Annotated in this window: 5 protein-coding genes; 2 read left to right on the top strand and 3 right to left on the bottom strand. The window is 71.9% G+C overall.

What is annotated here, in order from left to right:
* Window positions 1–1066, top strand: a 1066-nt coding sequence (locus tag I53_RS29810; protein ID WP_043357955.1) for a putative zinc-binding metallopeptidase, incomplete at its 5' end; no start/stop codon positions are given.
* Between the two features lie 24 nt (window positions 1067–1090).
* On the opposite strand, the gene mntR is transcribed toward I53_RS29810, so the two are convergent.
* Window positions 1091–1552, bottom strand: coding sequence for a manganese-binding transcriptional regulator MntR (gene mntR, locus I53_RS29805; RefSeq protein ID WP_020093314.1), 462 nt, complete (start codon window positions 1550–1552; stop codon window positions 1091–1093).
* A 156-nt stretch (window positions 1553–1708) separates the two neighbouring features.
* On the opposite strand from mntR, the gene I53_RS29800 reads away from it, so the two are divergent.
* On the top strand, window positions 1709–3037 hold the full coding sequence (locus I53_RS29800) for an Nramp family divalent metal transporter (RefSeq protein WP_043357949.1): 1329 nt from the start codon (window positions 1709–1711) through the stop codon (window positions 3035–3037).
* 47 nt (window positions 3038–3084) lie between these two features.
* On the opposite strand, the gene I53_RS29795 is transcribed toward I53_RS29800, so the two are convergent.
* Window positions 3085–3528: a DMT family transporter gene (locus I53_RS29795; protein WP_043357947.1), complete on the bottom strand. Its 444-nt coding sequence runs from the start codon at window positions 3526–3528 to the stop codon at window positions 3085–3087.
* 138 nt (window positions 3529–3666) lie between these two features.
* The coding region (locus tag I53_RS29790; RefSeq protein ID WP_043357953.1) for a thiamine pyrophosphate-dependent enzyme at window positions 3667–4702 on the bottom strand (1036 nt) is incomplete at its 5' end.

Here is a 4702-nt window from a genome sequence, read left to right as displayed (position 1 = left end):
AGCGCAGGGGGCCTCGGCGCACCCGGTGATGGGCGGCGCACAGGTCTTCCACGCCTACGCGGATCCCGGACGGCGCTACCGCCTGTGCAACAACGCCGTTTCGGAGGCCTGCAACTGGCTGGTGCCGGAGGACAGCCCCGACATCTACTGCACCGCCTGCCGCCACAACCGCGTGGTGCCGGACCTGTCGCAGACCTGGAACCTCACCCGCTGGCGCCAGATCGAGGCCGCCAAGCGCAGGCTGTTCTATTCGCTGCTGCGCCTGGACCTGCCGCTCGCCACCCGCGCCCAGTACACGGACGGGCTGGCCTTCGACTTCCTGGCCGATCCGTCCGAGAGCTTCTCCGGCGGAATGCCGGTGCTGACGGGGCACATCAACGGCCTGATCACCATGAACATCGCCGAGGCCGACGATGTCGAGCGGGAGCGCCGCCGGATCCTGTTCGGCGAGCATTACCGCACCCTGCTCGGGCATTTCCGGCACGAGATCGGGCATTACTTCTGGTACCTGCTGGTGATGAACAGCCCCACCATGGGAGCCTTCCGGGCGCTGTTCGGCGACGAGCGCCTGAACTACGTCCAGGCGCTGCAGAACCATTACGCGCGGGGCGCGCCCGCCGACTGGGACGAGGCCTACGTGTCGGCCTACGCCACGGCGCATCCCTGGGAGGACTTCGCCGAGACCTTCGCGCATTACCTGCACATCGTCGACACGGTGGAGACCGCCTCGACCTTCGAGCTGCACGTGCGCCCGCGCCTGCGCCACGGGCAGGCGGCACCGACCGTGATCGACTTCGACCCCTACAACACCCAGGATCTCGACCGGCTGATCGCGGCGTGGCTGCCGCTGACCTACGCGATCAATTCGCTCTCCCACAGCATGGGCCAGCCGGCGCTCTACCCGTTCAAGCTGACGCCGACGGTGATCGCCAAGCTCGCCTTCGTGCACGAGCGGATCTACGCCTCCCGCACCGGCATCCTGCCGGATGCCGGCGAGGCGGGCGCCGAGATGCTCCGGGCGGTGATCCTGGGCCTGCGCCAGAAGGTGCCTGCGCCGACGGTGTGAGGGCAGGGCGGACGGACGGGCGCCTCACGCCCCCCCGTGACGTTCCGCGAAGGCGCGGAACGCCGCCAGGGTCTCGGCGCTGACATGGTGCTCGATCCCCTCCGCGTCCCGCCGGGCGGTCTCGGGGCTCACCCCCAGCGCGCACAGGAAGCGTTCGACGATCCGGTGGCGCTCCCGCGCCTGGGCGGCGAGCCGGCGGCCGGCCTCGGTCAGGAACACGCCGCGATAGGGCCGCTGCTGGACGAACCCGTCCTCGCACAGACGCTTGAGCATCTTGGCGACGGTGGGCTGCGCCACGCCGAGGCGGGCCGCGATGTCCACTTGGCGCGCCTCGCCGCCGTCGCCGATCAGGTCGTCGATCAGCTCGACGTAATCCTCGACCAGCTCGGACCGCCGCGCCTCGCGGGCCTGCCGGAAGCTCTCCACGTGCCGCTCGGGATCGACCAGCGCGGTCTCGGGCGAGCCCGGCTCGGACGGTTCCTGCATCGGCTCTCCCTCTCGGGACGCACACGCCGCCCCGCCCCTGTCTAGCAAAAACCGGCGGCCGGAGGGGAGTCCCACGCGGCACGCGGAAAACCCCTTGAATCCCGCGGCCGCAGCCCTGAATATAGCCCGAGCTATATCTTTGAGGAGAGGGTGAGCATGGTGGCGCCGAACGCCGGGACGGCCCCCGGGGGCGCCCCGCCCGGGGCGATGAGCCGGCGGACGGAGAGCGCCATCCGCGACGTCCTCGAAGGGCGGGCGGGTGGACGGGGCCGGTTCCTGCTGTTCGCGGGTCCGGCCGTGACGGCGTCGATCGCCTACATGGACCCCGGCAACTTCGCCACCAACATCCAGGCCGGCGCCCGCTACGGCTACGGGCTGCTCTGGGTGGTGCTGCTCGCCAACTTCACGGCGATGCTGTTCCAGGCCCTGTCGGCCAAGCTCGGCATCGTGACCGGCAAGAACCTCGCCGAGCATTGCCGGGACGCGACGTCGCGGCCGGTGCGCCTCACCCTGTGGGGCATCAGCGAGGTCGCCGCGATGGCCACCGACCTCGCGGAGTTCCTCGGCGGCGCCATCGGCCTGTCGCTGCTCACCGGCATGCCGCTGATGGCCGGGATGGCGATCACCGCGATCGTCACCTACGCGATCCTGCTCCTGGAGCACGAGGGCTTCCGGCCCCTGGAGATCGCCATCGGGGCGATGGTCGGCACGATCGGCCTCTGCTACGCGATCGAGCTGCTGATCGCCCCGGTGGCCTGGGGCGAGGCCGCGAAGGGCCTCGTCACCCCGCGGATCCCGGACGCGGAGGCGCTCACCATCGCGGTGGGGATCATCGGCGCCACCGTGATGCCGCACGCCCTGTTCCTGCATTCCGGCCTGACCCAGGGGCGCGGCAGCCCGCGGAACGAGGCCGACCGGCGCCTGCTGGTGCGCTACTCCAACCGCGAGGTGGTGGTGGCGCTGCTGCTCGCGGGCCTCGTCAACATGGCGATGGTGATCATGGCGGCGGCGGCCTTCCATGCCGGCCACAGCGGGGTCGCCGAGATCGGCGAGGCCTACCGGACCCTGACGCCGCTGCTCGGCCCCGCGGCCGGGGCGGCCTTCCTGGTGTCGCTGCTCGCCTCCGGAATCTCCTCCTCGGTGGTGGGGACGCTCGCCGGCCAGCTGGTGATGCAGGGCTTCACCGGCTGGCGCATCCCGCTCCTCGTGCGCCGGCTCGTGACCATGCTGCCCGCCTTCGTGGTGGTGGCGATCGGCGTCGATCCGACCCGGGCGCTGGTCCTGTCCCAGGTGGTGCTGTCGCTGGCCCTGCCGGTGCCGATGGTGGCGCTGGTGGTGTTCACCCGCCGCCGGAGCGTGATGGGTCCCTTCGCCAACGGGCCGCTCACCCAGGCGGCGGCCGTCGCGGGGGCGGCCGTGGTGCTCGCCCTCAACATGGTCCTGCTGGCGGCGGCCTTCGGGATACCGGTGCCGGGGCTGGGGTAAGCCCACGAGGCGGCCGGTCGATGTGATCGGCCGGCCCGGTTTTGCTCCTAGAACAGCGCGACGAGGGCGACGCCGGCGATCATCAGCACGCCGCCGAGGATGCGCCAGAGACTGGCGGGGTGGCGCTCGAAGCCGACCCACCCGAAATTGTCCAGCATGATCGATGTGGCGACCCCGGCCGTGACGAGGAGGCCCAGGAACGGGGCGGCCCCGATCTGACGGGCCACGACGAACTGCGCCAGAATGATGCCTCCGCCCAGGACCCCGCCGAACCACGCCCACCAGGGCATCGCGAGGGCTTGCGCGGCCGTCGGCCAGGCGAGCCTCCCGGTGATGAGCCCCACCGCGAGGATGCAACTCGCGGTCCCGGTGGCGACCACGAGGCCGGCGACCCGCGATTCGGCCAGCCCCTTCGACAGCGTCCCGTTCTGTCCGGCCTGGACGGCGTTGGCCACGCCGGCCAGCAGCGCGAAACCGTAGAGGTACCACATAGCTGAGATCCCGCCCGGTCAAACCGATCCCTAGGGCAGCCCGGGCCGGACGTCCGTGTTCCTCGGCAGCCTCTGTGTCCGAACGCCGCGACGGCCCTCAGGGCCGCGCCCCTCGGAGGCCGGCGGAGGGGCCGCCCCTCACGTCGCCCGCACCACCACCTCCACGAGGTTGGTCCCTCCCGACCGGATCCCGGCCTCGATCGCCGGGGCGATGTCGGCGGCCCGGGTCACGCGCTGCGCGGGGACCCCCATCGAGGCGGCCAGGGCCGGAAAATCGATGCGCGGGTCGGTGAGGTCCATGGCGATGAAGCGGTTGGCCCGCACCGAGGCGTAGTGCGCCTGGCCCTTCATGAAGGTCTTGAGGATGTTGTACTCGGCGTTGTTGATCACCACGAAGGTGACCGGCAGTTTTTCGTGCGCGGCGGTCCAGAGGGCCTGGGGCGAGTACATGGCGGCCCCGTCGCCCACGACGCAGACCACGGGCGCCCGGTCGAGCCCCAAGGAAAACCCCACCGCGGCCGGCATGCCCCAGCCGAGCACGCCGCCGCGCATCGCCGCGTATTGATGGGCCGACGGGCTGTCGAGGAAGGTGCGCAGGTGCGTGAGCGTCGCGGGCGCCTCGTCCACGATGGTGGTCTCGGCCCCGACCGCGCGGGCCACCTCCCGGGCGGCCACCAGGGGCGCGATCACCGGATCCTCGAAGGCCGCATCCGCCGCGGCGGCAAGCGTCGCCCGCCGCTCGGCCCGGGCGGTCACTGCCTGGGCGCGCAGCTGCGCGAAGGCCTCGGCCCGGTCGGCGAGGCGGGGGCGGAGCAGCGGCAGCAGGGCGTCCAGCGAGGCGCGGATGTCGCCCACGGTCGAGAGGCTCGTGGCATAGGTGCGCCCGAGGTCGCGCACGTCGGCCGAGAGCTGGAAGACCTGCACCCCCGGCGGCACCGCCGAGACCTCCGAGTAGAGCACGGTGATCAGCGACTTGCCGCCCAGCGCGAACACCGCGTCGTAGCGCCCGAGGATGGCGGCGATGGCGTCGGCCCGGGTCGGCAGGTTCCCGGCCCAGAGCGGGTGCGCGGTGGGGAAGGGGATGTGGGCCGGCCAGGACGAGCCGTAGACCGGCGCCGCCAGCAGGTCGGCCAATGACACCATCTGGGGCCGAGGCGTCCCGAGGCGTCGATCT

The sequence above is a fragment of the Methylobacterium sp. B1 genome (assembly GCF_000333255.1).
GTDB lineage: Bacteria > Pseudomonadota > Alphaproteobacteria > Rhizobiales > Beijerinckiaceae > Methylobacterium > Methylobacterium fujisawaense.
The sequence above is the reverse complement of the archived record's forward strand: the minus strand, read 5'-3'. Positions and strand labels throughout refer to the sequence as shown.

What these genes read in the sequence shown, in the direction of transcription:
- mntR (WP_020093314.1), bottom strand. Translation starts at nt 1,552, where the DNA reads ATGCAGGAACCGTCCGAGCCGGGCTCGCCCGAGACCGCGCTGGTCGAT.
- I53_RS29800 (WP_043357949.1), top strand. Translation starts at nt 1,709, where the DNA reads ATGGTGGCGCCGAACGCCGGGACGGCCCCCGGGGGCGCCCCGCCCGGG.
- I53_RS29795 (WP_043357947.1), bottom strand. Translation starts at nt 3,528, where the DNA reads ATGTGGTACCTCTACGGTTTCGCGCTGCTGGCCGGCGTGGCCAACGCC.